The following is a 1,863-nucleotide window of genomic DNA, read 5'->3' as shown; positions in this document are numbered from 1 at the left end:
GTGTCATGACCTACGGCTTCGAGGACGCTGACGTGCACGCACTCGAAGTGAAGTCGTCGCCCACGGGCCTCGACCTGCGCGTCGCGACGCCGGCGGGCGAGGTGGCATTGCACAGCCCGCTGCTCGGGCGCTTCAACGCCTACAACCTGCTGGCGGTGTTGGCGGTATTGCTGGTGCTCGGCGTGGACCTCAAGACCGCCGCCGCGCGCTTGGCGCAGGCTCGGCCCGCCGCCGGACGTGTCGAGCGTTTCGGCGGGCGCCCCGGCCAGCCGCTGGTGGTGGTGGATTACGCGCATACCCCGGATGCGCTCGAAAAAGTTTTGCAGGCACTGCGCGAACACACCCGCGAGAAAATCGTATGCGTCTTCGGTTGTGGCGGCGATCGCGATCCCGGCAAGCGCCCGGAGATGGGCGCCATCGCCGAACGCCTCGCGGATACGGTCGTGGTAACCGACGACAACCCGCGCCACGAGGCGCCGGAGAAAATCATCGGCGACATCCTCGCCGGCATGCGCCGGCCGCCGCGCGTAATCCGCGACCGGCGCGCCGCGATCGCGGCGGCGATCGAAATGGCCGGTGCCGACGACATCGTGCTCGTGGCCGGCAAGGGGCACGAGGACTACCAGCAAATCGGCGATGCGCGTCTGCCGTACAGTGACGGAAAAACCGTGCAGGAACTATTGGGGGAGGCGGCGTGATGTCTCTAAGCCTGCTTGCCGACAAACTCCAGGCGACGCACCACGGACGCGACGCGGTATTCACCGGTGTCTCGACCGACACGCGCACGCTCGCCAAGGGCGATCTGTTCGTCGCGCTCACCGGCCCGCGCTTCGACGGCCACAGCTTCCTGTCCGAGGCCATCGCCGCCGGTGCCGCCGGTGCGTTGTTCGAACGCGCGCTGGAGACGCCGCTGCCGTATGTCGAAACGCCAAACACGCGCCGGGCGCTCGGCGTTTTCGCCGCTTTCTGGCGCAAGCAGTTCCGGATGCCGCTGATCGCGGTCACCGGCAGTAATGGCAAGACCACGGTCAAGGAAATGCTGGCGGCGATTCTCGCGCGCCGCGGGAAAGGCTGTGTCACGCGCGGCAACCTCAATAACGACATCGGCGTACCGCTGACGCTGTTGCGTTTGCGCGCCGACGACACCTACGCGGTTGTCGAGATGGGCATGAACCACCGCGGCGAAATCGAATACCTCACGCGCCTCACGCGCCCGACGGTCGCGCTCATCACCAATGCCGCCGAGGCGCACCTCGCCGGGCTGGGGAGCGTGGCGGCGATCGCGCACGCGAAGGGTGAGATTTTCGCCGGTCTCGCCGATGACGGCACCGCCGTGATCAACGCCGACGACGCCTACAGTGAACTTTGGAAAAGCCTCGCGGCCCCGCGCCGCATTGTCACATTCGGGCTGGACCGCAAGGCCGACGTCAGCGCCGATGTCGCGCTCGATGGCGACGGCTGCGCGTTCCGGCTCAAGACCCCCGAGGGAGAACTCGATATGCGATTGCCGCTGCTTGGAAAACACAATGCCCTGAACGCGCTCGGCGCGACCGCCACGGCGCTGGCCGCCGGTGCGGCGTTGCCGGAGGTGCGCGCGGGACTCGAAAAGCTCAAGGCCGTGTCCGGCCGGCTCGAGGTGAAGCCCGGCATCAACGGCACGCGCGTGATTGACGACACCTACAATGCCAACCCGGCGTCGCTCGCCGCCGGGTTGCAGGTGTTGCGGGATTTTCCCGGCGAGCGCGCGTTGGTGCTGGGCGACATGGCCGAGCTCGGGCCGGCGGCGGTCGATATCCACCGGCGCGTGGGTGAGCTCGCCAAGGGCCTCGGGATTCAAAGACTGTTCGCGCTGGGCGAGCTCAG

At 67.7% G+C, this 1,863-nt stretch carries 2 protein-coding genes; both read left to right on the top strand.

Going from position 1 to position 1,863, the window contains the following annotated elements; all coding sequences use genetic code 11:
* Nucleotides 1-698, top strand: a 698-nt coding sequence (murE, locus tag Q8Q85_03100) for a UDP-N-acetylmuramyl-tripeptide synthetase (protein ID MDP3773232.1), incomplete at its 5' end; no start/stop codon positions are given.
* On the top strand, nucleotides 698-1,863 hold a 1,166-nt coding region (gene murF, locus Q8Q85_03095), incomplete at its 3' end, for a UDP-N-acetylmuramoyl-tripeptide--D-alanyl-D-alanine ligase (protein MDP3773231.1). The genes murE and murF, both read left to right, overlap by 1 nt.

This window comes from Gemmatimonadales bacterium (assembly GCA_030697825.1).
Classification (GTDB): domain Bacteria; phylum Gemmatimonadota; class Gemmatimonadetes; order Gemmatimonadales; family JACORV01; genus JACORV01.
The sequence above is the reverse complement of the archived record's forward strand: the minus strand, read 5'-3'. Positions and strand labels throughout refer to the sequence as shown.